The following is a 26,446-nucleotide window of genomic DNA, read 5'->3' as shown; positions in this document are numbered from 1 at the left end:
AGGCGAGGCGACCCACCACAGGTGCCGTTCGCCCCTCCCCCTCCGCAAGGGCGAACGGCCGTCGATCTCACTCCCGGATCGGAGCGAAGTTCTTGGCCCTCAGGGCGTGGACCTCGCTGGCGAGGTAGCGCCGGTGACCGCCGGGCGTCCTGAAGCTGGACAGGAGTCCTCGGTCGGCCCATCTGCTGACGGTGTGGACGTTGACCCGGAACAGTCCGGCCACTTCAGAGGTGGTCAGCACTCTTTCGGGCTCTGTGCTCGGGTAGGTGGTGGAGGGTATGGGGAGCACGTGCGAAGTTCCTTTCCGGTGGAACGGACGTGTTATGGGTGAGGAAGGCGTGCCAGTCGGTCACGTCAGGGTGGCGGCGGAGAAGGCTCTTCCGCTCGCTGTGGGTCATCCCGCCCCAGAGTCCTGCCTTCACGCCTTCGGAAAGCACTCGGGTCAAGCAGGCGATGTGGACGGAGCACGGGACGCAGATGTGTCGGAGCCGGCGTTGTTGCAGTGCGCCGCCGAACAGGAGGTCCGGGTCGGCCAGGCTCTGGCACGGGGTTCGGTCGGTCATGGCGAATGCGGCCGAGCGGGAGCAGCCGGAAGCGGACAGGGAGCGTGAACGGTGGGCCTGGCGGAGGACCACGTGCATCCCGGGGTCGGGCAGGCCCACCACGACCGGGGTGGGGTCAGTGTGCGCGCCAGCTCGCGCTCGGTGTTCACGATCCGGTTGTGCAGCTCGGAGCAGGTGGGGGCGGCGAGAGGGGCGACGTGGGCCTCGCCCTGGTAGAAGGCGAAAAACGCCCGCGAAGCCGGTCCCCACAGGATGAGCCACAGCCGTCCGTGTCGTCGTTGAAGGTGCCGGGCGGCCTGATAGCGGTCGTGGTCGTCCTCGTACCTCCATCCCACGAGACGTCACCAACCTTCTCCTGGAACCCCTGGCCTGGATTCCTGGGCGTGGTCGATCTCGAACCAGACGCTGGTGCGGCCGTCGTCATGGTGAACTGTTCCCCACCGGTCGGCCTCCGCGGCGACCAGGAACAGTCCCCGTCCTTCCTCGGCGTCCGCGTCCCAGGGACGCAGGTGCGGAACGGTGAACTCCTCGAGGTCGGGGCCGGCGTCGATGACGCGGACCTGGAGGCGCCCGGGGAGCTGGAACACCGCCACTACGACCTCGCCCCCGGGCTCCCCACTGCGGGAGTGTTGGGTCGTGTTGTTGAAGAGCTCCGTGGCCAACAGCTCGACAAGGGCGAACTCTCGCTCGGGCAAGGAAACCAGCGCGCGCAGATAGCGGCGGACGGCCTTGGCGTAGACGGGCTGCCCCGGAGCCGCTACCGCATGTCCCACCAGCTTCCTGGAAGGCTCCACCATCACGGATGCGCGATCATCCGGGGCGGTCACCCGACGGAGGAGGAACGGCTTCGCGTCAGGCGAACACTCCGCGGCCACTGCCAAGCGATCACGCCCACCGCCTCGGATTGCGGAAACAGAACCCATACCAGCCCCAAACGAGCGCTACTCCTCAGACGGCAAGGCTCACTGGCGGAGAAAGCCTGTGAGGCCCCTATGTCCACGGTCAGCCCGGGATCCAGACCCGTGTCCTTCGGATCGGCCGGTTGCCTATGTCCAGGGTGGCCGTACAAGCGCACTCAGCGGATCCCCTTGAGGGGTACCTACCAGGAGTACCCGTAGAGGTTCAGCGACCGCAGCCTGGATATAGAGCACAGCCAGGCCTTCGGCTTGACGGGGCCTGCTCACCGGATAAGGCAACCGCCCCATCCTGCACGAGCAGCCGGCCGTCTTGCCCTGGAACGAGGTCCCCTCACCCACGACGAAGGGTCCACCCATGCACATGGAAGGGAGGAACTCCGCTTTCTCAAGGTCACCGCGGAGAACGGGTTCGTCTTCCCGAAGCGTGTCAGGCGGTGCGCATCGAGCGCCACCGCCACCCGCACGGCAAGGAGAAGGGCGGCCGCGAGGTGGTCTTCGCCGTACCGACCTGGACGCCCACCAGGTCTCCCTAAGGAATGGGCCACCTATGCCCGCGGGCACTAAACGGTGGAGAACCGGGTGCACTACGTGCGCGACGTGACCCGCAAAGAAGATGCCCGCCGCATCCGTACCGGAGCTGAAGACTCGGCAATCACTCGGTTCTTACATGACAGACAGTCCCCATAGTTGAAAAGCTACGGGGACCTACGTTTACATGGGACAGAGAAATTCGAAACCGATCTTCGCACACTCCCCAACTAAAACAAAACTACAGGACCTAACTGCACCTCAGGTCCAAACGGCCAAACCGGACCAATACTCACAATGACTGACACCCCTACCCTCCAAAATTTCATAAATCATCCATTATGTCAAAAACCTGGAACAACCTCCACAAATCTCACGATCCCAGAATAATAGCACTTGACTATACATCCAAACTAGATCGTGATGAGATACTCAAGGACGGGCAGCTCACCTCCCTATGAATCCGAGGAGACAATTAACATAGTTATCATTCCATGGTCAACGTAGACGTGAGAAGACCAGTTCTGGACTCGAGCTCACGTGCAACTTGCATACGACGCTGCGCCTGAGATGGCTTAGGAAGAATGGTTTTCAAGTCAGTCTTCACGTTCCGAAGCCAAATCCTCCAAGCTTCGCTCCAGTTGCTTACAGCATCTGCAACAACGCTGGATTCGACCGGGATAGCGAATTCCCCAGTGAATTTTGGATTCACAGTCAATAGGGCAACCAGAGCCTGAGAATGCGCTTCACTTGGAGTGTCCATCAGCTTATTTGAACCAATGAGAACATCTCCCTGGTCAAGCAGCGTTTCGCCAAGAGTTACTGGAAGCACTTCATGGGCAGGCACATCTAGAATGATAGTCATCTCCGCCGAGCTCTCCTCAGACGGAAGAAAATCTCCAATCTTAGGTGGAACCCCATTATCCACCAGGATACGTGCTGCGATAGGAACAGGATCGAAAACAGTCCTGCGAACTGCCTTCTGCTGCTGCTCTCGACCACTCACCGTGCGCTGAGTTCGCTCCATGACCAGGTCTCTTATAGACCGTTCGACAGCACGAGCAGCGTCATCGGCATCAGGGCCAAATAGGTACCTCATCGCCCATGAATCAAATTCTTGGCGATCCGCCTGACGAAGCTCATCGTCAATCGGTAGCACCGGACGGTTAGACAAGCGCTCAAAGAGTTCAACCAGATCTTCTGCTTGCGAAGTTGTAAATTTCAACGGATTTATGATCGGCATCTGCTCAAGTTCGCGGATATAGGTGTGAAGGACTCCATCCCCACCCCCTCGCCGCCCATACACCTCTGCCATAAGGTTTGTCCACGTAAGATTAGCAACCGCCGCGAAGGCGCGAGGAACAGAAAGATCCGCAGGTGGGGCCGAGTAAATAAAGTTATCTGGGATTAGAATTTCTGCTGCTAGCGTAGGCGCATAGTGCCGGTCTCCCCTACCCTTGACCCAACAAACCCTTCCTGGGCCAGTGGAGATCCTGGGAACTTGAAACCATACGGGCCTAACGCGAACTTGAGATCGCTGAGCCGGAATACCTCCGGCCCGCCGGCTTCCTTCTCTAGCTGAAAAGTCGGTGGTCTCACCATAGTGGATATAGGAAAGCACATGAGCCCACCGCTTTAGTTCTATTTCACTCTTCGTCTCTTGCAGATAAAGCATTCGCCAGGGATCAGTGTCCTCTACTTTAACATCAATTCGCCCTTCCAGCACCCCTGGGCGGCGAACCATAGGTTTGAGGGCCTCACGTTCGATAACATGTAGAGCCTGCCTACCATCCCGAACAACTGTTAGGCGCTGTCGGTCTCGTTGAGACCTCAAACCCATTCGTGCCATGATCGTTGGATCAGCGATTTCCTCAAGGCAAAAATAACCTACAACTCGGGTGGGGATTCCGGACCTAGCAGGTGCAATATCACCTAGACGAATAAGCTTGGAATCTGCCTTGCGACGCAGCGCTCCGATACTCGGCGGCTCGACAAGACACGCACCCCAGAAGGAACTGAGTTTTCCAGGGAATGCATTCTTGGCACCAAGGATCCTAAAGTCCACTCCGCCAGACATTATTTCTCCTCTCCAGAGTCACCAACATCGCGCCCAGGACGCACCAACTGAGCCTGTGGAAATACACGGATATCCCACCGGAGGTCCTCGCCTACATCAAAATTAGTTTCCAGGATCTCATCGATTACATCCTCTCCTCGCTTGCCACGAGGAAAGTCCATTTCCAAGAGATCAGCCAAAGACTGCTTAAATCTCACGAAACGAACCAAGTGACCTTCTGGTATGTTCGGGTTTGGCATATGCGAGAACCTCGCAGTGGGCTCATCTACCTTCTCTGCAAGGATGATTACGGTATTCTGCTTCGCAGCAAACCATCGCTCCACCCTGCTATCAATAATAGCATGCACCTTAAAATATCGAGACAGGAAAGCGAGTACGGCATCTCCATATTCAGAGGCCAGCAGGCTCCATGAAACAATAAAGCCTAGCCTTCCACCAGGCCGCAAGTACATGTGAGCGCCCGCGATGAAAAACGCCCATACGTCAGCCTTGCCAGTGAAATTTGGGTAGGTCGTTTGAGTTTTATTGAAGTGGTTCTGAAGGAATTCAAGGACCTCCTGACGCTCCTCAGGAGTACGGTTTTCGAACCGGATATATGGTGGGTTTCCGACTACAGCGTCTACGTTCTTTGGATACTTCAGGCGACCTACCGAAGGGAGAGTCAGCGGGCTCTTATACCCGGGGTAGGTATCAAAAAAGTCGGCACGAAATACACGAGGATAAGCAGATGTTGCTGAAGAGTCAGCAAGCGTCAAGTTAAATCCAGTTAGGGAAGCGGCAAACTCCGCCAACTCAATGGCGTAAACTTCCTCAAGCGCCTGTTCATGTGTTGACCCAAGTGCCCTTTTTCGATCGTAACACATTGTAACGAATGTACCGGCGCCAGAAGATGGATCCAGAACAACATCTGCAGGCTCCCGCACAGCATATGCAGTAATCAGCTCTACGACAGTGTCAGGGGTGTAATGAACTCCCATGACATGCCTGTGCTCATCATCAAGGAGAGATTCATAAAGCCCTGGGACATAGGATGCTGGGGCTTCCCAATCAGCACCTTTAACCACATCAATTAGCTTACCCCAACGCTCTCCAATGTCGCGGGTGGAACTTTCACCATCGACAAAAACGATGTCATCGAGATCTGTAGAAGAGAATTGAACTTCAAAGTCTCCTGTCTTTCGTCGTGCGTGCTCGTACAAACTTCGCAAATCACTAGCAACTCTCCTGGGATCAGATGTGTTCCTGGCGATCTCCAGGGAATCCAACCCAAAACTGCTTCCATCCGGACGTGTAGCTGTCGCCAGGGCTTGATAAAGCATAAGACGTGTGGATATAACGAACGCAGATATGGTTGCCACTTGCTCGGATTCCGAAATGAAATTATCCATATTCCCCTGCGGGTCAAGTGAAATTTCAACACCAAACTGGGAACGGAATATATCCAGAGTCTTTTCTCGAAAGTTGTTATCCTTCGCCGATTCACGGATTCGCTCGGACGCTTCTTCCGCAACGCTGGCAATAGAGACCTTCAGTTCAGAAGCTTGTGGCGGAAGCTTCTTCTCTCCCTCCTTACGATACATCTTCTTTCGGTATATTTCAGAAAACTCATCGAGAAACTCCCGCCAATTGGCTCGCATTTCATCCCGACGGGCATGAGCGAAGCGAGAATGACTCAGGTCACGGGCTATTTCAAACTTTAAGATTGGATCAGACTGGCTAGGTCCTTTTTTAGTTTCCCAGAGCATGATTTCACGAAAATTGCATGTCAAAAAGAACGGAAGACCTCGACCGACCGCTTTCTTCCAGGCGTCCATCAGAAGCTCTGGGGAATTTGCCTGAGCCACCTCTGGACGCTTCATCTCCACGCTTGCCAGTGCGAATTTCTTGGATCGAATGGTCAGGTCACATCGCTTGGTTCCACCAGAGCTCTGATCGAATACATGCTCTTCAACATCGGCGTGATAGAAGATGGGATCAATTCCATCGCTTTCAAGCTTCTCCGCCCTGGATTCCGTTGGTGCACTAAACCAGCCTGCAAGAGTACGTTCGTCAGTAATTGTCTTGGTCTTTGCCACGCCGACCATCCTTGCTTCCTTGTACGACCGTTCGCTGCCTTGCCTTCGCCTCACCTCGTGTGGTATAAGGCTCCTGAGGCAGCTTCCACAAGTTTCCAGAACCAGGGGCTCCGCTACCGTCGTTGCAGCACCAGGATAGCTGTTTCACCTAGATGAGACGGTCTCCTAATCCACATAAGCGCCTTTGCCTCCGTATCACCCCGAGCATGATCGCAGCCGACGCCACTGAACCTTTTTCATCCTTCTTCTCGGAGCTGAAGGACCAGAACAGTGCGGGTGGTCTGGCCGGCCCGCTGCGGGCAGCAACGCAGGCGGCACGGAATGTACCACTGTTTGTGCTGGGCGATCGCGTGTTCGCCCGGTGCGCGGAGCTTGCCGCGCCCCTTGAACGGGCAAAACACCATAGCCATCATCGACCACGCAGCGGGCCAGGGCGAGGCGGCTGGCGGGTGTGAGTTTGGCGTTGGCGTGGGTAGTGTGAGCCATCAAGGGCCTTCCGGTGAGTCGGTGCAGAACTTGCAATCCGCACCGATACCGGAGGCCCTCATGGCTTGTGTCAGATGGGGTGGGTGTTACCAACCTCCGTGGTCAGTACACCTAGTTCGCCCCAGCTCCACGCCCGCGCGGGAGTACCATCCGGATCACGTCCATAGGGCAACAACGATGAGGGCAGCTCCTGAAGGACACCAGCGTCCAGCGCTCGCCTCGATAGTTCGGCCACCATCTGTGCTTGCTCGGTGTCCCGCAGTATCTTCATCAGAAAGGCGATGCCGCTTGGGTCGGTGAGGTCGGCGTGGGCGGCGGGGTTGCGTGCCAACAATGCAGCCACCGCCTGCTCCTGTCCTGCTGCACGCAACTCTCCCAGCAAGTGGGCAATACCGCTTGGGTCGGTGAGGTCGGCGTGGGCGGCGGGGTTGCGTGCCAACAATGCAGCCACTGCCAGTTCCTGTCCGATGCCCCGTAACTTCCCTAGGAGAAAGGCCACGTCGGAGGCGTTGGTGAGGTCGGTGTAGGAAGCCGCTCGGGAGGCCAGCACCTCCAGTACCTGTTCCTGCCCCATCCGGCGCAGTTCCTCCAACAGGAAGATGAGGCCGCTTGGGTCGGTGAGGTCGGCGTGGGCGGCGGGGTTGCGTGCCAACAATGCAGCCACCGCCTGCTCCTGTCCTGCTGCACGCAACTCTCCCAGCAAGTGGGCAATACCGCTTGGGTCGGTGAGGTCGGCGTGGGCGGCGGGGTTGCGTGCCAACAATGCAGCCACCGCCTGCTCCTGTCCTGCTGCACGCAACTCTCCCAGCAAGTGGGCAATACCGCTTGGGCTGGTGGGGTCGGTATGAGAGGCCGCTCGGGAGGCCAGCACCTCCAATGCCTGCTCCTGCCCCGCCCGGCGCAACTCTCCCAGCAAGTGGGCAATACCGCTTGAGTCGGTAAGGCCAGTATGAGAGGCCGCTCGGGAGGCCAGCACCTCCAATGCCTGCTCCTGCCCCGCCCGGCGCAGTTCCTCCAACAGGAAGGCGACACCGCTTGGGCTGGTGGGGTCGGTATGAGAGGCCGCTCGGGAGGCCAGCACCTCCAATGCCTGCTCCTGCCCCACCCGGCGCAGTTCCTCCAACAGGAAGGCGACACCGCTTGGGCTGGTGAGGTCGGTATGAGAGGCCGCTCGGGAGGCCAGCACCTCCAATGCCTGCTCCTGCCCCACCCGGCGCAGTTCCTCCAACAGGAAGGCGACACCGCTTGGGTCGGTGAGGTCGGCGTGGGCGGCGGGGTTGCGTGCCAACAATGCAGCCACCGCCTGCTCCTGTCCTGCTGCACGCAACTCTCCCAGCAAGTGGGCAATACCGCTTGAGTCGGTAAGGCCAGTATGGGAGGCCGCTCGGGAGGCCAGCACCTCCAATGCCTGTCGCTGCCCCGTCCGGCCCAGCTTCATCAGCAGGGGGAGGATGCTGTGCGGGTTGGCGGGGTCAGCGTGGGAGGCCGCTCGGGAGGCCAGCACCTCCAATGCCTGCTCCTGCCCCGCCCGGCGCAACTCTCCCAGTAGGGGGAGGATGCTGTGCGGGTTGGCGGGGTCAGCGTGGGAGGCCGCTCGGGAGGCCAACACCTCCAATGCCTGCTCCTGCCCCGCCCGGCGCAGTTCCTCCAACAGGAAGGCGACACCGCTTGGGCTGGTGGGGTCGGTATGAGAGGCCGCTCGGGAGGCCAGCACCTCCAATGCCTGCTCCTGCCCCACCCGGCGCAGTTCCTCCAACAGGAAGGCGACACCGCTTGGGTCGGTGGGGTCGGTATGAGAGGCCGCTCGGGAGGCCAGCACCTCCAATGCCTGCTCCTGCCCCACCCGGCGCAACTCTCCCAGCAAGTGGGCAATGCCGCTTGGGTCGGTAAGGTCGGCGTAGGTGATTACTCGGGAGGCCAGCACCTCCACCGTTTGTTCAGGCCCTATATCCCGCAGCCTTTTCAGGAGAAACCCGACACCGTGCGGGTCGGTCACGTTGGCGTGCGCGGCAATCCAGTCCGCGCCCTGCTGCTGGGGATCGGTGTCGGGGGAGAGCAGTTCGGCAGCTAAGTGTGCGGCTTGGGGATGGTGAGCCAAGATAGCCCGGTGGCTGAGCCGGACTGAGTGCCGGAGCAGGCCCCGGCGCCTTGCAGCCTGCGCCAGGACATACAAGTCGTCAGGATCAGTGAGGTGGCGGTGCGCGGCTTCCCAGAACGATGCAGGAGGGCACTTCTCCCATCGCGTGTCCCTGGCGTGCTGTTCGAGGTACTCCTCTAACCGGTAAACGGGGCCCTGCGGCTCCGTGGGGTTTTGGTCACGCCGCCGGAACCTTATGCGACGCAGCGGGGCCCACCCACCATGCACGGGTAGCCTTGTCTCCCTCAATCCTGCTTCCATCCACTGATCATCCAGAGCGTCGATCTCGTCGTCAGTGAGATAGTCCTCGGCGGCCTCAGCCAGGAAGTTCAGCGGCAGATGAAAGCCCACCCCTAAAAGGCGTGCGTCCATCGCCGCCTCCAGCAGCGCTTGGGCGGGGCGGGAGCCGTGCTGATAGCGGAGCACCAGATCGGGCGCCCCGGCCAGAGTCTGGGTCAGCCGACGGTCACGGACGTGTTCCAGGGCGTGAGCAAGCTGGCCGTCGCCCGCCTCGGCCAACTTGCGGACGTCGTCGAGCTGAGCGTGGGTGAAGTCCACGGGCACAGGAACCAGTCGGCCCTCCAACAGAGCCCGTGCTGTGGCGTGCTCGTCCGCCTGCCCCGGTTGAGGGAGGGCTGTGAAGGTCTGGGCGGGCTCTTTCCACAGGGTACCCAGAACCAGAACGGGGGCACGGTCAGGGCTGGTGAGCAAGGTGTGCAGGGCTGATGCGACGCGCTCACCGAAACGGGGGTGGCCGAGGTAATGCTGGGTCTCGTTGAGCCAGAGCACGGTGTGCGGGCCCACGTTTTCAATATCAGCAAGGAGGGCTTCGGCGCGAGTGGGGTTCAGAGGGTGCCACAACCGCCATCCCCGCTCGGCGAGAGGTTGAATAGCCTCCCAGCAGGCGCGGGTCTTGCCGGTGGAGGAGTACCCCACCAGCACCACCATTCGACTGGCCCCGTCCACGGCCGCCTGCATGGCACGGCCCAGTTCGTCGTCGTGGTCACGTCGTACGTACCCCGGCAGCCTCGCCGTGTCACGTTGGGGAACGCCGACAGTTGCGGTGGGGGAATCCGGGGGGTTCCCGGCCACGCGCATCTCCAGGTCGTGAGGGTCCCACGCACGAATGGGCCGCCCCAGCCCAGACTGTGGCTGGGCAGGGGCGGCCACAGCAGCGGCGAGCAGGGTGAGCAGCGGACCTTCCTCCAGCTTGAGCGCCTCGGCCAGGCGCCTCACCGTCCGCTCCGAGGGCACCTTTTCGTTGTTGGTGGTGCTCACCACCGGGTTCACCACTGCGCGGCTCAGACCAGCCCTGTCGGCCAGCGTGTCCTGGTTCCAGTTCTTCTGGTGGAGGGCTTTCCGAAACCGGCTTCGCAGCTCCGACAGCGCCACGTCAGGGGTGAGTCCGTCCGTGCCGAAGTGAGGGCCCACACCATCTCCTGATTCGCGTGGCCGTGTCTTTTTATGTCTCATTGTGTCCAGTCCCGACCATCACAGGCACGTCTTCGACCACATTCAACTCCGCCGATAGAACAATGATGACGGAGGAAAACCGACATGCCCGAGTGGATCGTGCTGCTGGTCCTGGCCGGCACCCTGGTCACGGTCGTAGCTGTGCTGGCCGGTGCCGGCGCCGCCTACTTGGCCCGCCGCGACGGCGCCACCTACCCCAAAGCCATCCGCCACGCCGCAGCCACCCTCGCCGCCACCCTAACCCTGGCAGCCGTTCTTACCACAGCCCTGGCCGCATTGGTCACCCTGCTCCGTTGACCACTGCCCTCTGCAGGAGGGCCCCACAGACACAGGGGCGCCGCACGGGAACACCCCAGCGGCGCCCTGACCTGACTCGTGCCGCTTTTAGTCACCCCGAACCCTTGAGCCGGTCGAGGATCTCGCGGGCGCTCTCGGGGATATCGGGTGCGGCGGTGAGCCGGTGACCGCTGATCTCGATGATCGCGGACCGCAACGGACGCAGCGTCTGCACGATCTTGCGGATCGACACCCCGCTGGTGGTCTGGAGGTGCCGGGAGACGGCCAAAGCGGTGAACACGATGGTCAGGTGCGCTTCGACCGATTCGCGCACGTGATGGAAGACCGGCCGCGCGGCCAGATCGGACTTGGCCATCCGGAAGGACCGCTCGACCTGGTACAGGTCGTGGTAGGCGTCGATCACCGCCTGGCCTCCCATCACCTCCGGGTCGATGCTGGTGACATAGCCCTTCAGCCCGGCCAGGTCCCGAGCTCGCTGGACCAGGTCCCAGTCCACCCCTTTGTCGGCGCCGTCCAGGCGCACGAACCGGTCCTTCTTCACCGGCCGGGTGCCGTCGGCGACCTTCTCGGCCCGGGTGATCTGGGCGTTGATCGCCCGCTGATCGCGCTGGTGGCGTTCGAACAGGTACTGGTAGACCACCCGCCGGGTGCGGGCGTTGCGGCCGGTGCCCATCACCCGCTCCGATTCGAGGATCTGCCCGTCTTCGAAGTAGGTGCCGCGGGCCTGGAAGTGTTCGGCCAGGTCGTAGCGCGCCTTGGTGATCCGGGAGCCGACGATGAACCGTCCTCCCGCCTTCTCCAGGGCGTTGAGGTTGGCGGCCGAGAGCATGCCGGCATCGGCCACCACGACGACGTCCTCGGCCTCGGGCAGGCCTTGTATGAGGTCGGTGACCACGGGCAGCAGCGTCTTGGTCTCGGCTTTGTTGCCCTCGAAGCAGTGCACAGCCAGCGGGAAACCGGTGGCGTCCACCAGCAGGCCGACGAGGATCTGCGGGTCCACGCGGCGTTCCTTGCTCATCCCGACCTTGCGCAGGCCGTCCTCTTTCTCGGCCTCGAAGTACAAGGTGGTGCAGTCGTACATGATCAGGGCCAGGCCGGTGGTGGAGCGGGCGTGGGCCGGGCACGCGTCGGTGATCCTCTGGCGGTAGTCGTGCTCCTGGCAGCGGGACAGGCACCGAAAGACGGTCCGCAGCGAGGGCGCGGGCACACCGAGTTCTCCCAGGACCCGCAGGGTGTCGGCTTTGGAGGTGGGTTCCACGATGCGGGCGAGCACGAGCTTGGCGAAGGTGGCATCGCGCACGGCATCGAAGCCCAGGCGGGTGTAGGCATCGGCCAGGGTGTCCCATAGCAGTTCGGAGCGGGTGCCCACGGCCCTCGGGCCGCTGCCGCTGCCGCTGCCGGTGTGGGGCGCGGGTTCGGGTTCTGCCGCAGGTGGCGGTCCCACATCCAGGTCCAGGGCGAGCTGGCCGGGGTGCAGTCGCTGGTGGGCGATCTCCATCAGTGCGGCGAGTTCGGCGTCGTTATGGGCCGAGCCGATGTGGTCGATGTCCACGATCTGGCGGCCGTTCTTATGGACGATCTGTACTGCTTGCGCGCCTGATGCGGTGGGGACCTTCCTGATGAACGATGCCACTCGTTCACGCTATGGCCGGCACCGCGATTAGTCACCCCGAGTGCCCCTCCCGGCCACTATCAGACCAGGTCAGCAGGTTGCTCTTCGCCGGGATGCTCAAAAGTGGCACGAGTCAGGCCTGCCATATGCATGAGAGCGGACGCGCGGATGTCTCACGCCGGGTTTGATGGAGTCCGTGGTGTGTGCCAGGTGGCGGGAGGCGATCCCAGCACACTCCGCAGCGTCTACTGCCCCCGATACGAGATGCCCCAAGCGGGCTCCGCACTTCAGTCGTGGGCCAACGCATCACCCCACCCCTCGATGCACCCGGGTTTCTGACCCAAAATGTCGGGCGGGTGCGGAATGATAGGAGACGTGGAGACTTTCAAACGGACGCCGCTGCAACTGTTCAACCTGCCGCAGCATTTCGTGATCCCGCTGTTCCAGCGCCCCTACGTCTGGAAGGAGGACGAGCAGTGGGAGCCGCTATGGAAGGACATCCGGCGCATCGCCGAACTCCGGATCGAAGAGCCTCATCTGAACGCCACTCACTTCCTCGGCGCGGTGGTCATCCAGTCCCAGGAAGCTCAGAAGCAGCTGCCGACGTGGAACGTGGTCGATGGCCAGCAGCGACTGACGACCTTGCAGGTCTTCGCGGACGCCACGTGTGCACTCCTGGCGCAGTCGGGCAACACTCCGCTCGCCGGTCAACTCGAACGTCTCACCCACAACGACGATGTCTACGTCGAAGACGGCGACATCCGGCTGAAGGTGCGCCACCTCAACAAGGACCGGGCTGCGTTCGACGAGGTGATGTCGGCTGAGCCGCCGGTCGACCACACCGCTCTGGCCCACTCGGACTCCCAGATCGTCGCCGCGCACGCCTACTTCTCCACGGTCGTCGAACAGTGGCTCGGCCCGCCCGAGTCGGAGGATTACACCACCAAGGCCAAGAACCTCACCGCCGTCCTGCTGAACGGCCTCCAGCTGGTCTCGATCGAGTTGAAGGATTCAGAGAACTCCCAGGAGATCTTCGAGACGCTCAACGCTCGCGGTACCCCGCTCACTGCGGCCGACCTTGTGCGCAACTTCGTGTTCCAGCGGCTTGAGGCCGAAGGCGCAGACACGAAGAAGGCCTACCGGGAGGACTGGCCCTTCGAGACCAAGTTCTGGACGAAGGAGGTCAGCGTCGGGCGCAACCTCATCAGCCGCAGCTCGCTGTTCCTCAACCAGTGGCTCGTATCGCGTACCGGCGAGGAGATCAGCCCGCAGGCGACGTTCAGCCGGTTCAAGTCCTACGTGGAGCTCGAGTCCGGTCACAAGATGACCGGCCTGCTGCCTGTGATCAAACAGCAGGCACAGCAATACGAGGCCTGGACCGAAGCCGCAGCCCACCACGGAGGAAGTCTCGACTCCGCCGAGATGGCGGTGTACCGAATGCAGGCCGGCGGTGTCGAGGTGCTCAAGCCACTGCTCATCTGGTTGCACGAGCCGGGCCGTGACCTTCCGCGGGAGTCCGTCGACCAGATCATCCGGGCGGCCGAGAGCTGGGTCGTCCGCCGTCAGCTGCTTCGTCTGTCCGGCAGCGATCTGGGGCGCATCGTCGCCGACCTCATCAACGCGAACTCCGCCATGCCCGCCGATGAACTCGTGGAACGCGTCACCGGGCACCTTGCCCGGCTGAACGTCACGAGCACCTATTGGCCGGGAGACGAGGAGATCCGCAGGACGCTCACCACGGAATCAGCATACTCACGGTTCCCGCGGGGACGACTCCGCATGATCCTCGAAGCGATAGAGGACCTCTACCGGGCGGAGACGGGCCAGCCGCAGATCGAGCGGAAGAATTACCCGGTCGAACACCTGCTTCCGCAGAAGTGGCACGACCACTGGGCCGTACAGACACCGGAGGGCATCGAGGAGCGGCAGCTGCGTGTCCACCGTCTGGGCAACCTGACGCTCCTGACACAGAAGCTCAACGCGAAGGTGTCCAACGGACCGTGGTCAGCGAAACGGTCGGCGCTGATGGACCACAACACGATCACGCTCACGGGACGGGTGATCAAGCGAACCGAGCACCATGCCTGGGACGAGGAGCTGATCGACGAGCGGACGACAGAGCTGATCGATCGGGTCCTTCAGGTGTGGCCGGTCCCTGAGGGCCATCACGGCAAGGTGATCGACCCGCAGACCAAGGCTGGTGACTGGGTCGAGTTGAAGCACCTCATCGAGGCAGGACTTCTCGCTCCTGGCGACAAGCTGGTGGCAACGCACCGGGACTTCAAGGGCAGGGAAGCCACTCTGACTGCCGACGGGGCCATCGAGCTGGCCGGCAAGCGCTACATGTCACCATCGGCTGCCGGATACGCATTGCGCAAGAAGGCCACGAACGGGTGGTACTTCTGGTCCGTGGCGGACGGCCGCCGTTTGAGGGACGTTCGCACACAGTTCCAGAACTCCATGCCGGAAGACGAAGAGTTGAAGTCCGGAAATGCGTAGCAACGCACGAACGTTCCCTCTGGGGTACCCCAAGGTTTCTGGGCACAGATTCGGTCTCAACGGCCACGCCGTGAGGATCTCGCGAGGTGCCATCGGACGCTGCCGACAGGGCGTGCGTGCTCCGTTGGTGCTCCGCGGTTTTGGACCGGGGCGACACCACACGGCACCATGTGGCACAGGACGGCATCCGGATTCGGATGGTGCGGGACGCGACGGCATGAAATGACACGTGAGGATACCCGGGCGCCGGACTTCTAATCCGATGGCCGCAGGTTCGAATCCTGCCGGGTGCGCCACAAATCCCCAGTTCAATCGGAGTGCGTGAGGACCTCGCAAGAGGTCCTCGCCGCGTTTCGGGGCCATGTGTGCTCCTGGTGTGCTCCCCAGTCCAAGGTCAGTACAGGCAGGGCACCCACCTCCCGAGCACTTCGCCATCCCACGGCCCCATGGCTTCGCCGTCAGTATGCCCTGACACGCCTGCCGCTGCCGACAGCCGTCTGGCGCCGCCCCGGACGCGCAGGGCACGGAAACAGAACCACTCTGGCGCCCTGCAGAACGTACACAGCCAATTCAACGGTAAACCCTGATCCCGCAACGCTGACGCGAAGAAAGCCGCCCCGGACTTCGAGATCACGTCGACCCGGCGCGGTTCCCACATCTCGGGTTTCGGTCCGGTGCCCATGTGAACCTGATCGAGTTCCCCCGGCCCGGCACCGGCGTCAACCTGGCAACCCTGATCACTCGTTCGCGCATCCCAGACGACCATCTCCTCGGCGCCGGGCCCACTTCCAGAGCTTCCATCGCACCCGGCACAAGCACAAAGCAACCCGTGCGCAGACGTGTCGATACCGCCTGTTCCCGGGACCCGGGGATCATTTGGATACCGTGGACGGGCGGTATCACGTAACAGTGAAGGGCTCAGCCAGTTCCAGGTTGCGGGCCAGCTGCTCGCGGTTCTGTCGTGCGTGCTGGACCCAGGCAGGTTGGCCCGGGGCGGTGCGCCAGGACTCGCTCAACGGACTGTTGTCCACCGTGTCGAATCCGAACTGGTCGTACAGCCGTGTGACGATTTCCACGGCCTCTGGATGGTCGCTCGACACCGACAGAGCCCGCCGAGCCGGGTGACCTGCGGGTCGGGCCGTGCGGAGCAGGCTCGGAGCCTGGATGTGGGTGAACGCCTTGGCCACCTTCGATGTCGGGAGCTGTTCCTGGCGCAGCTCATGGACCGTCTTCTCACCGGAGTCGACCATCGGAAAGTGGCCGTCGCGCCAGATCATGTAGTTGTTCGTGTCCAGTACGACCTTGCCCGCCAGCTCTGCGACCGGCATGTGGTCGACGAGTTTGAGGGGTACGGCGATGACCGCGAAGTCGCCCGACGCCGCGGCCTCCGCCGCGTACGCGGCGGAGGCCGCCGGACCGAGCTCATCGATGAGCTCTTCCAGGGTCTCGGGGCCCCGCGAGTTGGCGATGACGACCTTGTAGCCGTTCGCCACCGCCGCGCGGGCGATCTGGCTCCCCACCTCGCCCGCGCCGATGATCCCGATCGTTGTCACAGGTGCCTCCACTGCAAAGCCTTGATGAGAAATACCGGTCGCCCGTGCGATCGCGCCGTGCGCCGTACCCGGTGCTGGAACGGGTTCACTCAGGCGCAGCGCCGTTCGTCTCGCGGGCCGGAGTGCCCTCGTTCCCTCCGCGCTCCCGTGTGGGCATGTCCGCCGAAGCCAGCAGAGCCAGCTTCTCCGCGCTGTCGGACCCGGCGTCCGGGTGGTACACGACGAGTTTCAGGCTCTCGGCCCCGCCCACGCTCAGCCGCTCCCTGTTGAGGGTCAGTTCCCCGATCCGCGGGTGGTCGAGCCGGATCGGCGTTCCGCGCTGGCCCCGCACCTCGTGCCGGGCCCAGAGCCTGCGGAACAGCGGGCTCGCCAGTGAGAGTTCTCCGACGAGGTCGGCGAAGCGGGGATCGTCGATGTCGGTGCCCACGGACTGGCGCAGGTTTGCGATGAAGCACTCGGTGACGCGCTTCCACTCCGGGTACAGCGCCTGCTGGCCCGGGTCCAGGAACATGTCCCTCAGCTGGTTGCCGCCCACGGTCAGTCGGGGGTCGAGGGCCCGGGCGAGCGCGTTCGAGGCCAGGATGTCGAAGTACCGGCCCTCGATGAAGGCGGGCTGGACGAGGGAGTCCAGCAGCTTGAGCGCACCGGTCGGTGCGGTCTCCTTGCGCGGCCTCCGTCCACGCCGCCGGGGAACCTCGGCGACCAACGACAGCAGATGTGCGAAGTGGTCGTCGTCCAGGCACAGCACGCGTGCGATCGACTCCAGGACCTGCACCGACGGGTTGCGGTCGCGGCCCCGCTCCAACCGCAGATAGTAGTCGGCACTGATACCGGCGAGCATGGCGACCTCCTCCCGCCGCAATCCGGGCACGCGCCGTACACCGACATCGGGGATGCCCACCTGCTCGGGCCTCACCAGAGCTCGCCGAGCCCGCAGGAACGCGCCGAGGGCGTTCGATGTCTCGCTCATGTGATCAGCCTAGATCGCCGCAGGGCAGATAGAGGGGCCCTGTCACACCCCCGGCTCAGCAGGGCTCTGGGGCGGGGGCGCGTTCCCTCCTAGCGTGTCCGAGAACCCGTTCGGGCCGCGTATCCCAGGAGGAGAACCATGACCATCACACTGATCACCGGGGCCAACAAGGGCATCGGTTTCGAGACCGCGAAACAGCTTCTGGCACTGGGCCACGTCGTCTATCTCGGTGCGCGCGACACCGAGCGGGGGGAGAAGGCCGCAGCGGAGATCGGTGCACGGTTCGTGCGGCTCGACGTGACCGACGACGCGCTGGTGAAGAGTGCTCTGGCGGCGATCGGTGCGGCCGAGGGCCGGCTCGACGTCCTGGTGAACAACGCGGGCATCCTGGCGTCCGGAGACATCGACGGCCCTTCGGCACTGCGCTCCTTCGACACCAACGCGGTGGGGGTCGTGCGGGTCACGGAGGCGGCGCTGCCCCTGCTGCGCAGGTCCGCCAACCCCACCGTCGTCAACATCTCCAGCAGCGCCGGATCGTTCTGGGCGGTGACCGACCCCGGACGGCCCGAATTCCACCTGCCGACCGCGCTCTACTCCGCGTCCAAGGCCGCGGCCACCATGTTGACGGTCCAGTACGCCAAGGCCCATCCGGACATCAAGTTCAACGCACTGGAGCCGGGTACCACCGCCACGGACATGACCGCGGCTTTCGGCATCGGAAGGTCACCCGAGGAGAGCGCCAGGGCCGTCGTGCGGCTGGCGACCCTCGCCGCGGGCGGGCCGACGGGGACCTTCCAGGATGAGAACGGGGAGATGCCCTGGTGAATACCTGACGATCTCCAAGAAATCAGCGACGGAGGCCATCGGTTCCGGAAGCGGCCCCGACGACAACGGTCGCCGCGCGACGACATGGTGTGGAAGACGGAGTCCTCTCCGCAGTGGACACTTCCTTGAGGTCACCTCCAGGGGACCTTCGATCCGATGGCCAGCCACCTCCGCCGACAGTGAAGCCCCAGGCCAGGCGGTGTGAACCCGCCACAGGATCCAGAGCTCAGGGAGCTGAATCGCTCCTGGTATGCTCCCCCGCCCCGCTACCCGGCCGAAACCGGCGTCCCGCGCAACAGCTCAGCGGTCGCCTCGGCCGTCGCTTTGGCGACGTTGGGGCAGACCGATTGATAGGTGTCCTGGGTGAAGTGCGTAGTCGCATGGCCCAGCTCGGCGGGCACCACCTTCACGTCCGTGCCCACCACGAGCGCGAGCGAGGCGTCCCCGTGGCGCAGCCCGGGCATCGTCCGGGCAGCCAAGACGAGCCGGGCCTGGAAGGTCTGGGCTTGAGCCACCCAAGGACAGGTGGGTGGAGCGGGGCGACAGACGGCTGCCGGGGAGGGTGTGCGGGGGAGGGAACGCCCCCGGACACCCCCGGGCGCCGCGCGCCCTATGTGAAGGAACCCGCCTACCGGGCATAAGTCTGGATTCCTACAGGCCCACCCACAGGGGCGTTGACCTGCACTGATAACGGGCTGAGGGTGGGCCGTTCAAGGCGGCCCGCCGATCGGCGGGGTCACTGGCCCCCGAAAGGGCCCACCGATCGGCGGCGTTATCGGCCCCTCGACGGCCCACCCTGATCAGCTTCCCTCGACGGCTTCCGGAACGCCTCCAGAGCGCTTCGACGGTCCGAGAAATCACCCCGGGTTCCTTCTTCCCGACCGTTGATCGAGAAACCCGCGATGGCACCATAGGAGTTCAGGAACGCAGCGGAGGGCGCCTCCTCCCGCAGGAGAAGACGCCCCCAGCCTGTTCGGTTTTTTGTCAGCCCCGCAGTGCCAGGTAGGTGCGGATGCGGTCGGTCAGCTCGGCGAACTCCTCCTCCACCGGCTCGGACTCGACACCCGAAAGCGGGGCCGGGTGGTCGTCCGGTTCGGCCGGGCGGGGGCGAGGAACGGAGCCGAGGTCGAGGTAGGGGCGCACCAGGGCCCCGGTGATCAGGTCGGGGTCGACGTCCACCCGGTCCTCGAACTCGAACGGGGCGGCAAGCCGTGACGAACACGTTCCCCTGACTTCCTCCGACAAGCGTTGGCGGCCAGCCTCCGTGGACCGTACCCCGACACCCACCGGCAACCCGGTGTCACTTCCTCAGTACCTGTCGTCCTCCGCGCAACGGCCACAACACCATGCCGCCTGCCCGAAGCGCCCCACCACCCCGGCAAAGGCGTCCGCCCTGACCACAGCGACCGTTCGTCCCTCCCGAGCACGACCGCTTCCCAGCCTGCACCAGGAAATCGACTACCACCAACCCACAGAAATTAACTGCCTCACCACCTCCACCAAAGTCACCAATCCCGTAACAAAAAGTGCGCCCCCCAGCACAACCCAAACAAGAGATGACATCGCCCTATTGGCCGAATCAATCCGCCCTCCTCGAGATTTCTCCCAAGCACTCAACATAAAAGGAAGCAAAAAGAGAGAAGCTCTTTGAATTTCATCCCAGTTCCTCCAGTTTCCATACCCAGAGGCCACCAACAAGCCACCAAAAAACATAAGGACAACCGCCAACACGAGATATCCCAACATCTAACCCTCCCCACCTACCAGCGCCACCAGGAAAACAGAGGAAATAAAAGCTTCACTCGGGGTCCTGAAAATCGCCTTCCTTTCTCCAAGGAAGGCAGGAACTTCGGTGAAATCCAAACTACCCACACCTCAATCAGCACCGACCTTCAAACCGGCACCAGCTTCAAGCGTACTGGTGGCCGCGTTCGCCGACTTTCCGACCAGGCACGGGAAGAAGATCTGGCCGACCAGCCTGTTATAGCAGTTGAACCGGGAGGGCAAACACAGAGCGGACGTGGCACGGGCCTTCGCCGATCCCGCGACGTTGGTCGGATCGGCCAAACGGTGCTGTCCGAGATACACGATGAATGGCAGGTCAGTGATCGATGCTACTTCTCCGAGGCGTCCATGATCGAGCTGCTGGGCGAGGACGCGCACTACCCGAGCAGCCAGCAGGGTCCCAACGAGATCAAATCTGGGTCAGGTGCTGCCACTTCGTGAGCTGGTGAGGTTACGCCCTTCGGTGGAACACCATCCCGGTCTCGTCTCGGCACTGTTTCGCGTCTGGTGTAATGGCGACTCTGAGGTGCGCCAGATGACGGAAGGCGCTCCTAAAATACCGACACCCGGAGCAGCTCACGGTTCGATGGCGTGACGGACGCGTTCCAAGCGTCGCTGGTTCTCCTCCCCCCAGTCAGAGGTGTCATCGATCGGCATGCGCACCGTGATCTGTGTCGACGGCATGTCATGCACGATCACCTCCAGCGGATCCTCGGGCGATACTTCCAACCAAGCGGTCCGATCGCCCTTGGGCCACGCCGTCCCCTCCTCACCCCGAAGCGTGTCGAGGCAGCGCTCCCAATCGTCCAGGTCCTTGACTGACACCATCAGACGGGCATGGCCGTTGACGAAGTCGCTTCTCAGCACGATGGAGGCGGCGTAGTACCGCTCCTCGCCCATGACCAGAGGATCACCGCACACCACTTCAACAGCGACGCTCTGTACCGGATCCGCGAACAGAAAAAGTTCCAACTTCTGGACTTCGTCTTCCACGGCTTCCCTGCCATTCATCCGTTCGGTCAAGGCAGTCCTGATCTTCTCGCACAGCACCCGACCGGTGATCTCAGCCCCGGCCTGTCATCACTGGCAATTCCCGTCGGTAGGGACCAGAGCTCCGAAACGCCCGCCCGATTCTCACGAGACCCTCGCGAACTGCCATCGAACGCCGCCGACAGGGCGTGCGTGCTCCGTTCGTGCTCCGCGGTTTTGGACCGGGGCGACATTGCGCGGCATGACATGGCACAGAACGGCAGGGCGGATCGGATGAGAAGGCACAAAACTGTACGTAGCGTCTTGCGAGGGTACGCAACCAGGGCACTTCCAATCCGATTGCCGCAGGTTCGAATCCTGCCGGGTGCGCCACAAAATCCCAGTTCAAAGGGGTTACCTGAGAACCTTGCAAGAGGTCCTCGCCGCGTTCCAGGCCCCTGCGTGCTCCATGTGTGCCCCCCAGTTACAAGGTCAGTGCAGGCGGGCGGAGACCTCCCGGAGCGGTCCGCATCCGGGGGGGTGCCTTCGGCTTCGAGAATCAAGCCGGGCAGGCGGCGCCCGACCTCGTCGTAGCGGGCCGCCTGTTAGGCGGCATAGGTGTGTTGGGCCTGAGCGAGAAGGGATACGGGGTCGGTCCGTGGTTCCCTGCCGATCTCAGCGACGATGGCGCCTTCGATGGCTCGGACTGCGTCGTAGCGCATGTCGGTGACCGCCTCGGGTTCGGCTCCGGTCAATTCGGCCGGGTCCAGGTGCAGGACGCGGGCCAGGCGGGTGAGGATCTCGTGGGAGTCCACCATGAGGATGCCGCGTTCGACCGGGGAGAGCCACGATTCGAAGCGGCCGAGGAGGCCGGCCGGCACGCTCTGGGAGTAGCCGCGGCGACGTCAGGCGCGTTTGATCGTCCGGCCTCGGGTGGCGGGGTCCACGGCGCGCCTTTCGGTCAGAGGCTGTTCACGGCGTCGATGACCTGCTTCCAGGAGGGCAGACGGGCTTCGTAGGGGGCGTCGGGGTCGTGCAGGACGGTGATCGCGTCCATGGAGCCCAAGGTCTCCAGGGAGCGGGTGAACGCCGGGTGGGACGCCAGCTGGGGTTTGCAGTGGGGCACCACCACGGTGGGCATCCCGTATCCGGCCATCTCGCACAGCAGAGCGATCGCGAAGTTGTCGGCCAGCCCTTGGGCGAACTTGTTGGTGGAGTTGAGGGTCAGCGGACAGGCCAGCACTGCGTCGGCGGGAGGCAGGGGTGTGCCCTGGCCGGGTCTGCGGAACGTCACCCGGACCGGATCGCCGGTGACCTCCTCCAAGCGGGCCGGGTCGTGGAAGTCCGTGCCGGTGGGGGTGGACAGCACCGTCACCGCCAGTCATGGCCTTGGAAGGCCTGGACGAGTTCGACCGTTCCTTCGGGTGCTGGGGCTCCGGACAGCACCAGGTACAGGGGCCGCGGCATGGCTCGAGTGTAGAGCCGGGCCGCCGAGCGGATTCGAGGTTCAGCCGTCTCGAACGGAGAGCACGGCAGGTCTCAGCCGCCCGAGCACTGAGGGGCGATCCCGGCGCACACCGGATACGGCGATCAACGCAAGACAGCCCGCTGTTGAGGCCCTGGCACCGACAACCCACGCCCCCGGGGAGATCCCGGAGAGTTCCCTGATATCGAAGCGAACCCCTGGCGGCCACCAGCGCACCCGCCTAGTGTGCTGTCCATGTGGACAGTAAAGAATCCAAATGGACAGCAACTACAGGCGGGCAACGGACGGCTGTACTACCTCGACCACCTCAAACTCCTGCTCATCGCACTCGTCGTGCTCCTCCACGCGGCACAGCCCTACGGCCCCGCCGACTGGTGGTACTTCGAGGACCAGGCCCAGGCGCCACTGCTCTCCAACGCCGCTCTCGTCGCGGGCACTTTTCTGATGAGCCTCTTCCTCCTGATCTCCGCCTACCTCGTCCCAGCGGCCTACGACCGCAAGGGCCCCAGGGCCTTCCTGGGCGACCGCTTCCGGCGGTTCCTGCCGCTGGTGCTCATCGGATTCCTGGTTGTCGTCCCGGTCCTGATGTACGCCTACTACTCGAACTTCCGTCCTCACCCCGACCTCGGCTTCGCCACCTACTACGCCGACGTCTACATGGGCGGTGCCGATCGACCGCAGGGCTGGTCCGGCCCCATCTGGCCGGACCGCCAGTTCGCCCACCTGTGGTTCATCCAGCACCTGCTGGTCTATGCCGTCCTGTACGCCCTGTGGCGCGTTCTGACGGCCCGGCTGCGCGGCCGGGCGCCCTCCTCCTCCACGGACACCGCTCCCCGGGCCCCCTCGACCGCCGCGATTCTGCTCTTCGCGGCCCTGGTGGCGCTGGCGACTTTCGCACTCCGGGTCTGGTATCCCGTGGACACCTGGATCCCGCTCCTGGAGTTCATCCAAGCCGAGCCCGGCGACCTGGCCCTGCAGTCCTCCTTCTTCGTGGCAGGCCTCCTCGCCTACCGGCAGGGCTGGCTCACGGCCTTCCCCGACCGCGCGGGATATGCCTGGCTCGCCCTCGGCACGGTGCTCGCCGGAGCCCACCTGGCCTTCGGTGAGGAACTGGGCGGGTGGTACGCCGACGGCGGCTGGAGCGCCGGCTCCCTGCTGTGGTCGACCATGGAGACACTGATGTGCGTCTCCCTGTCCATCGGCCTGCTCGTGCTGTTCCGCCGGTGGGCCGCCCGGCCGAGTCGTCTGCCGCTCGCGTTGGCGGGGCTGGCCTTCACCGTCTACCTCATCCACGTTCCGGTGGTCGTCGCCCTGCAGTACATGGCGGGCGCCCTGGCCGCAGGCCCGTGGGAGGGTTTCGCCCTGTCCGCCGTCGGGGGCCTGGTGTTGAGCTTCGCGCTGGCCTGGGGCGCCGGCCGAACCCCCTATCTGCGCAGGGTGCTGTGAACGGCGCCCCGCCGGTGGGGCGGCTAGGCTGTGCGCCCATGACGCACAGTGCCGATCTCACCGGCCGGGCCCGCATCCGGATGTCCGCGCTGCGCCTGTTCGCCGAACACGGCTTCTCCAGCACCTCGCTCCGCGCCATCGCGGCCGACGCCGGGGTCTCTCACGCCCTGGTCCGGCACCACTTCGGTTCCAAGGAGAAACTGCGCGAGGCCGTGGACGAGGACGTTCTGGACGCCTTCGACACGGTCCTCTCCGATATCGGCGAACGGGAAGGCGAAACGGAGAGCCTCGCCGCTTTCGGCGAGGCCAGCGCCAGGCTGTTCGGAACGGACGCGATCCGGCGTGAATACCTCCGCCGCGCCTTGGCGGAGGGCAGCGACCTGAGCGCCCGCCTCTTCGCCCGTCTGCTGGAGGGGGTACGGGTACGGCTCTCGACGATGGGCGGCACGGACGAGCGGTGGGCCCCCTACCAGGTACTCTTCCTCGTCCTGGGCCCCATGCTCCTGGAACCGGTGATGCGACCGGGCCTGGACACACCGGTCTTCGACCCCGTGGTGGTCGCCGAACGCAGCGCGGCCAACCAGCGGCTGATCGCCCACGGGATGTTCGCCAAGGACTGAGATTCACACGCAGGACAGACGCGACGGAACCAGTTGGCTTCTCATCCGATGGCCGCAGGTTCGGATCCTGCCGGGTGCACCAGAAAATCCCGGTTCAGGGGGTTCGAAGAGGACCTCGTAAGGGGTCCTCGCCGCGTTTCCATTCCCTGTGTGCTCCCCGGTGCAAGGTGGGTGCAAGTGGGGGCGATCTCGCGAAGCGCTTCGCCATCCCGTGAGCCTTTTGGGTGGGCCCGTGTCCGCTCGGCTCCCAGCCGGGAGGAGTGACCACGGACCTGTACCGCCATGTCCGCCCCCGACACCGCACCTCCCCCCTGGGGACCGTCCGGGCCGGTGCCGCCTGCACACGGCACAGGCGCCAGCCGGGGCAGTAGCGACACCGCCGATTCGGCCACGTTAGGAGACACCGGGCGGGAGGGGGCCTGAATCAAACGGGCCGGAGGTCTGGGCTGATGGCGGCGACGGCGTCCTTCACGCCATCCCCGGCATCGCCCGTCTGCACGGCCTCGCTCTCGCGGAATGGCTCTTGCCGTATGCGGGACCTGGGAGGACCAGGGGAGACGGCTCTCGGCCTGGCAGTCGCGGAGGGGACTCAGGAGAGGCAGAACTCGTTGCCCTCGATGTCCTGCATCGTGATGCACGACTCGTTGACGCCGTCGGCGGGCTGCGTCAGCACGTGCTTCGCGCCCAAGGCCATCAGCCGTGCGCATTCGGCCTCGAGGGTGGCCAGGCGCTCGTCACCCACGAGCCCGTCGCCGGTCCGCACACAGAGATGCACCCGGTTCTTGACGACCTTGCTTTCGGGAACCCGCTGGAAGAGCAGGCGCGGAGCCACACCGGAGGGGTCGGTGCACGCGAAGTAGATCTCGTCCTCGGGCGGCAGCGAGCGGTGGTGCTCCTCCCAGGTGGCGAAGCCCTCCGGGACCGGCGGTATGACGTACCCCAGCACCTCGCACCAGAAAGCGGCGAGGCGCGCGGGTTCCGCGCAGTCGAAGGTCACCTGGAACTGTTTGATCGTTGACACCAGCGCAGGATAACAGGGGTCCTGTTCATCCCTCGGGGGCCTCTGTCGCACCCGGCACAGGACACCGTCATCGCCGGCCGTGCGCTCGCCGGGGCGCCGAACGCGGGCCTGGGGCGGGCCGCTCCCCTGCCGGCCGTGCCACCGGTTTCATCCCGGCGGTTCCGAGGTCCCGGGCTCCGTGCAGCGCTGCGTGGAGAGCTTTCCGGGAGGCGGGCACGCCGCGGCGCGGCAGATGGCGCCGTCCCGGTGTGTGCTCCGGCCGGGCCGGGGGGTGCCGGTTCCCGTGCCCATGCGGACGCGACCGTGGACGGCCGCCCCGTCTTCGCCGGGGCCCGGGGAAGACGGGTGACGGGAGAGTGACAGTTCGCGCCCCCGGCCCGGGGCTCAGGTGTTCGGGGCCGGGTCCGGGCTCGGGGCGCGGAGGGCGTCCCGGCCCAGCCCCAGTTCGACTTCCACGAGGGTGCGGACCATCTCGGTCAGGGGTTCCGAGCGCTGTGGCGCGCTCGTGTTGATGTAGGAGTTGGCCCCGTCGATGGCGGCCATGATCCGCACGGCCGCGCCCCACGGGTCGTCGCAGCGGAAGCTCCCCTGTTCCACGCCGAGGGCGAGGACCCGCTCCACCCGCCGGCACCAGAGGAGTTCCTGGCTCACGACCCTCTCGCGCAGGGCGGGCCGGTAGCGGGCGAGGTGCCGGGCGTTGAGCCAGAGCCTGCTGACGTCGTCGAACACGGGGCCGGACATCCTGCTCAGGAAGTCCCGCAGGATCGGCATCGCCGCCGGCGCCGCCTCCTCCGGGGCGGGTTCCGCGGGCGTCTCCGGGAGCAGGACGTCCAGTTCCCCCAGGGCCGCGCTGGTGAAGGCCTCGGCCACGAGCTCCTCGACCACGGGGAAGTAGTGGCCGACCAGGCCGGGGCGCACTCCGAGGCCGTCCGCCACCCGGCGCAGGGTGATGCGTTCCAGGCCCTCGACGAGCCCGGTCCGGGCCGCGGCCGCCACGATCTCGTCGCGGCGCTCCCCGGGGGCTTTGCGAACTCGTTTCCTGCGATCGCTTGACGTCATGCCACAGATGCTATTGGCTAAGCACCCAGTATCTTATTGGCTTCGCGA

General features: G+C 64.1%; 22 protein-coding genes, 1 tRNA gene and 1 pseudogene. 8 read left to right on the top strand and 16 right to left on the bottom strand.

Translation table 11 applies throughout. From position 1 onward, the window contains the following. Positions 1-67: 67 nt before the first annotated feature. The 5 genes from K1J57_RS16920 to K1J57_RS16900 all read right to left on the bottom strand — a co-directional run bounded on the left by K1J57_RS16920 (position 68) and on the right by K1J57_RS16900 (position 6,160). Positions 68-289, bottom strand: a complete 222-nt coding sequence (locus K1J57_RS16920; RefSeq protein WP_277615504.1) for a BldC family transcriptional regulator — start codon at positions 287-289, stop codon at positions 68-70. Continuing rightward, the gene (locus K1J57_RS34165) at positions 225-563 is read right to left on the bottom strand and encodes a WhiB family transcriptional regulator (RefSeq protein ID WP_220559533.1); all 339 of its coding nucleotides are present in this window, start codon (positions 561-563) and stop codon (positions 225-227) included. Before K1J57_RS34165 ends, K1J57_RS16920 begins: the two co-directional genes overlap by 65 nt. 341 nt (positions 564-904) lie before the next feature. Then, positions 905-1,336, bottom strand: coding sequence for an ATP-binding protein (locus tag K1J57_RS16910; RefSeq protein WP_255646376.1), 432 nt, complete (start codon positions 1,334-1,336; stop codon positions 905-907). 1,159 nt (positions 1,337-2,495) lie between these two features. Next, positions 2,496-3,323 (bottom strand): hypothetical protein, encoded by an 828-nt coding sequence (locus K1J57_RS16905; RefSeq protein WP_220559530.1) that lies wholly within the window; start codon positions 3,321-3,323, stop codon positions 2,496-2,498. 761 nt (positions 3,324-4,084) lie between these two features. After that, a complete protein-coding gene (locus tag K1J57_RS16900; protein WP_220559529.1) occupies positions 4,085-6,160 on the bottom strand; it encodes an N-6 DNA methylase in 2,076 nt (691 codons plus the stop codon). A gap of 206 nt (positions 6,161-6,366) precedes the next feature. Between K1J57_RS16900 and K1J57_RS16895 the strand changes: the two genes are divergently transcribed. After that, on the top strand, positions 6,367-6,615 hold the full coding sequence (locus K1J57_RS16895) for a hypothetical protein (protein ID WP_220559528.1): 249 nt from the start codon (positions 6,367-6,369) through the stop codon (positions 6,613-6,615). A gap of 101 nt (positions 6,616-6,716) precedes the next feature. Here the strand turns inward: K1J57_RS16895 and K1J57_RS16890 are convergent, their stop codons facing one another. After that, complete coding sequence (locus K1J57_RS16890) at positions 6,717-10,256, bottom strand: hypothetical protein (RefSeq protein WP_220559527.1); 3,540 nt, start codon at positions 10,254-10,256, stop codon at positions 6,717-6,719. Positions 10,257-10,340: 84 nt separating this feature from the next. Between K1J57_RS16890 and K1J57_RS16885 the strand changes: the two genes are divergently transcribed. Continuing rightward, positions 10,341-10,553, top strand: coding sequence for a hypothetical protein (locus K1J57_RS16885; protein WP_220559526.1), 213 nt, complete (start codon positions 10,341-10,343; stop codon positions 10,551-10,553). Positions 10,554-10,644: 91 nt separating this feature from the next. Here K1J57_RS16885 and K1J57_RS16880 read toward each other — a convergent pair whose 3' ends face one another. Then, complete coding sequence (locus tag K1J57_RS16880) at positions 10,645-12,186, bottom strand: IS1634 family transposase (RefSeq protein ID WP_220559525.1); 1,542 nt, start codon at positions 12,184-12,186, stop codon at positions 10,645-10,647. Positions 12,187-12,540: 354 nt separating this feature from the next. Here K1J57_RS16880 and K1J57_RS16875 point away from each other — a divergent pair, with 354 nt between their 5' ends. Next, the gene (locus tag K1J57_RS16875) at positions 12,541-14,664 is read left to right on the top strand and encodes a DUF262 domain-containing protein (RefSeq protein WP_220559524.1); all 2,124 of its coding nucleotides are present in this window, start codon (positions 12,541-12,543) and stop codon (positions 14,662-14,664) included. Between the two features lie 163 nt (positions 14,665-14,827). Then, a tRNA-Arg gene (locus tag K1J57_RS16870) sits at positions 14,828-14,960 on the top strand. 603 nt (positions 14,961-15,563) lie between these two features. On the opposite strand, the gene K1J57_RS16865 is transcribed toward K1J57_RS16870, so the two are convergent. Both K1J57_RS16865 and K1J57_RS16860 read right to left on the bottom strand, forming a co-directional pair. After that, a complete protein-coding gene (locus K1J57_RS16865; protein ID WP_220559523.1) occupies positions 15,564-16,217 on the bottom strand; it encodes an NADPH-dependent F420 reductase in 654 nt (217 codons plus the stop codon). 85 nt (positions 16,218-16,302) lie between these two features. Further along, complete coding sequence (locus K1J57_RS16860) at positions 16,303-17,187, bottom strand: helix-turn-helix domain-containing protein (protein WP_220559522.1); 885 nt, start codon at positions 17,185-17,187, stop codon at positions 16,303-16,305. Between the two features lie 138 nt (positions 17,188-17,325). On the opposite strand from K1J57_RS16860, the gene K1J57_RS16855 reads away from it, so the two are divergent. After that, complete coding sequence (locus K1J57_RS16855; protein ID WP_220559520.1) at positions 17,326-18,012, top strand: SDR family NAD(P)-dependent oxidoreductase; 687 nt, start codon at positions 17,326-17,328, stop codon at positions 18,010-18,012. 266 nt (positions 18,013-18,278) lie between these two features. Here the strand turns inward: K1J57_RS16855 and K1J57_RS16850 are convergent. Together K1J57_RS16850 and K1J57_RS16845 are read right to left on the bottom strand one after the other, a co-directional pair. Then, positions 18,279-18,479, bottom strand: a pseudogene (locus K1J57_RS16850) (site-specific integrase); the annotation flags it as partial. Between the two features lie 517 nt (positions 18,480-18,996). Then, positions 18,997-19,191, bottom strand: a complete 195-nt coding sequence (locus K1J57_RS16845; RefSeq protein ID WP_220559519.1) for a hypothetical protein — start codon at positions 19,189-19,191, stop codon at positions 18,997-18,999. Between the two features lie 468 nt (positions 19,192-19,659). On the opposite strand from K1J57_RS16845, the gene K1J57_RS16840 reads away from it, so the two are divergent. Beyond that, positions 19,660-20,238: a hypothetical protein gene (locus K1J57_RS16840; RefSeq protein WP_220559518.1), complete on the top strand. Its 579-nt coding sequence runs from the start codon at positions 19,660-19,662 to the stop codon at positions 20,236-20,238. A gap of 135 nt (positions 20,239-20,373) precedes the next feature. Here K1J57_RS16840 and K1J57_RS16835 read toward each other — a convergent pair whose 3' ends face one another. The 3 genes from K1J57_RS16835 to K1J57_RS16825 all read right to left on the bottom strand — a co-directional run bounded on the left by K1J57_RS16835 (position 20,374) and on the right by K1J57_RS16825 (position 22,141). Continuing rightward, complete coding sequence (locus K1J57_RS16835; RefSeq protein ID WP_220559517.1) at positions 20,374-20,820, bottom strand: DUF5959 family protein; 447 nt, start codon at positions 20,818-20,820, stop codon at positions 20,374-20,376. 551 nt (positions 20,821-21,371) lie between these two features. After that, positions 21,372-21,647, bottom strand: coding sequence for a helix-turn-helix domain-containing protein (locus tag K1J57_RS33510; protein ID WP_255646375.1), 276 nt, complete (start codon positions 21,645-21,647; stop codon positions 21,372-21,374). Positions 21,648-21,727: 80 nt separating this feature from the next. Further along, positions 21,728-22,141 carry a flavoprotein gene (locus tag K1J57_RS16825; protein WP_220559516.1) on the bottom strand — a complete coding sequence of 138 codons (414 nt, stop codon included), beginning with the start codon at positions 22,139-22,141 and terminating at the stop codon, positions 21,728-21,730. A 345-nt stretch (positions 22,142-22,486) separates the two neighbouring features. Between K1J57_RS16825 and K1J57_RS16820 the strand changes: the two genes are divergently transcribed. Beyond that, a complete protein-coding gene (locus K1J57_RS16820; RefSeq protein WP_220559515.1) occupies positions 22,487-23,698 on the top strand; it encodes an acyltransferase family protein in 1,212 nt (403 codons plus the stop codon). A 38-nt stretch (positions 23,699-23,736) separates the two neighbouring features. Continuing rightward, positions 23,737-24,318 (top strand): TetR/AcrR family transcriptional regulator, encoded by a 582-nt coding sequence (locus tag K1J57_RS33995; protein ID WP_220559514.1) that lies wholly within the window; start codon positions 23,737-23,739, stop codon positions 24,316-24,318. 589 nt (positions 24,319-24,907) lie between these two features. On the opposite strand, the gene K1J57_RS16810 is transcribed toward K1J57_RS33995, so the two are convergent. Continuing rightward, entirely contained in the window at positions 24,908-25,339 is a 432-nt protein-coding gene (locus tag K1J57_RS16810) for a VOC family protein (protein WP_255646374.1), read from the bottom strand. Between the two features lie 384 nt (positions 25,340-25,723). Beyond that, the gene (locus K1J57_RS16805) at positions 25,724-26,398 is read right to left on the bottom strand and encodes a TetR/AcrR family transcriptional regulator (protein WP_220559513.1); all 675 of its coding nucleotides are present in this window, start codon (positions 26,396-26,398) and stop codon (positions 25,724-25,726) included. Positions 26,399-26,446: the final 48 nt, after the last annotated feature.

The organism is Nocardiopsis sp. MT53, from assembly GCF_019598965.1.
Taxonomy (GTDB): Bacteria; Actinomycetota; Actinomycetes; order Streptosporangiales; family Streptosporangiaceae; genus Nocardiopsis; species Nocardiopsis changdeensis.
This window is presented reverse-complemented; position numbering and strand designations above follow the sequence as displayed.

Coding starts and splice junctions, on each gene's coding strand:
- K1J57_RS34165 (WP_220559533.1), bottom strand. CDS start 563: ATGACCGACCGAACCCCGTGCCAGAGCCTGGCCGACCCGGACCTCCTG.
- K1J57_RS16895 (WP_220559528.1), top strand. CDS start 6,367: ATGATCGCAGCCGACGCCACTGAACCTTTTTCATCCTTCTTCTCGGAG.
- K1J57_RS16905 (WP_220559530.1), bottom strand. CDS start 3,323: ATGGCAGAGGTGTATGGGCGGCGAGGGGGTGGGGATGGAGTCCTTCAC.
- K1J57_RS16890 (WP_220559527.1), bottom strand. CDS start 10,256: ATGAGACATAAAAAGACACGGCCACGCGAATCAGGAGATGGTGTGGGC.
- K1J57_RS16885 (WP_220559526.1), top strand. CDS start 10,341: ATGCCCGAGTGGATCGTGCTGCTGGTCCTGGCCGGCACCCTGGTCACG.
- K1J57_RS16860 (WP_220559522.1), bottom strand. CDS start 17,187: ATGAGCGAGACATCGAACGCCCTCGGCGCGTTCCTGCGGGCTCGGCGA.
- K1J57_RS33995 (WP_220559514.1), top strand. CDS start 23,737: ATGACGCACAGTGCCGATCTCACCGGCCGGGCCCGCATCCGGATGTCC.
- K1J57_RS16805 (WP_220559513.1), bottom strand. CDS start 26,398: ATGACGTCAAGCGATCGCAGGAAACGAGTTCGCAAAGCCCCCGGGGAG.
- K1J57_RS16820 (WP_220559515.1), top strand. CDS start 22,487: ATGTGGACAGTAAAGAATCCAAATGGACAGCAACTACAGGCGGGCAAC.
- K1J57_RS16855 (WP_220559520.1), top strand. CDS start 17,326: ATGACCATCACACTGATCACCGGGGCCAACAAGGGCATCGGTTTCGAG.